The sequence below is a fragment of the Bradyrhizobium sp. P2_E8 genome (assembly GCF_056403875.1).
Map to the genome: position 1 here is coordinate 1 of NZ_JBFUES010001446.1, position 1343 is coordinate 1343.

1 protein-coding gene is annotated in these 1343 nt (G+C 67.3%); it reads right to left on the reverse strand.

Annotated elements, in window-relative coordinates:
- Positions 1-1280: NAD(P)/FAD-dependent oxidoreductase (locus tag AC1D00_RS41275; RefSeq protein ID WP_477014662.1), on the reverse strand; the 1280-nt coding region annotated here is incomplete at its 3' end.
- Positions 1281-1343 lie beyond the last annotated feature (63 nt).

Sequence of the window (1343 nt, forward strand, 5' to 3'; positions counted from 1 at the left end):
CGGTAGCGGGCGAGCGTGCCGGCGGCGGCGGAGCTCGTCCTGCCCCAGATCCCGACCAGTTGACCCGCGACCCGTCCGGTCGCGCCGCCCGCCCAGACCAGCTCGAACGGCGAGAACAGCCGCCAGCGCTCGTCGCCCCACAGGATGCTGCGCGCGATCATCTGCCCGGCCATGGCCGAGGTGTTCATGCCCTGGCGGCCGAACCCGCTCGCCACCCACAGGCCTTTGCGCAACTGGCCGATCTGCGGCATGCCGTGCACGGTCTGGCCGGTGGCGCCGCCGAACATCTCGGTGATCTCGACATTGCCGAGCTGGGGGAAGATCGACCGGATCCGCCGCCCGACGCTGCCTGCAAAGCGCTGCGGCCGCGCGGCCCAAGTGGTCTCCGGGCTCTCCCACATCAGCCGGTCACCGTCGACGATACGAAAATGATCGACGCCGTCGGAATCCATCACCGATCCCTTGAAGGCGATGATCTCGTGCACGCGCTCGCCGAGCGGCGCGGTGATGCCGGCATAGCGCCAGACCGGCAGCAGCGTCTCCGACAGGCGCCTCAACGGCGCGCCGAGATGAATGTTGCCGGCAAGCACGATGTGCGTCGCGCGCAGCCGCGCCGACGGCGTGACGATCCGCTTGCGGATGCCGGAATGGTCGATGCTGACCACCGGCGTATCCTCGAAGATGCGGGCGCCGGCCCGCCGCGCCAGCGCCGCAAGGCCGTGCACATATTTGCGGCCGTCGACCTGGAATGCCCTGGGATAGTAGACGCCGTGGAAGTAGCGATCGGTCTTGAGCACCTCGCGGACGCGATCGACCTGCCAGCCCTCGACATCGGTGTCGAAATCCTCGTGCAGCATCTGCAACCGGCTGATCAACCGGTCGCCGGTATCGACGTTGGAGACCTCGAGCACGCCGTCGCTCGGGGTGATTCCCGGCATGTTCTCTTCGGTGGCGTTGGCGCGGACGAACTCGGCGCCCTCCTTCGACAGCGTCCACAATTCGCGCGCGTCCTCGAAGCCGATGCGCTCGATCAGCTCGGTGAGCGGCAGCGCAAAGCCCGGCATCACGGTGCCGAGCTGGTTGCCGGAGGCGTTCCAGCCGATATGACGGCCCTCGAGCACCGCGACGCTGGCCCCGAGCCGGGCCGCCTCCAGCGCGATGGAGAGCCCGGCAAGCCCTGCCCCGATCACGCAGATGTCGGCGTCGAGCTCGAACGACAGCCGCGTACGCTCGCGAAAGCCGGCTTCTTCCTGGGGCACGCTCGTGAAAGTCTCGCTCATATCGTTTTCTTAGAGCATGATCCGGAAAAGTGTGCAGCGGTTTTCCGAAAAGATCATGCTCAA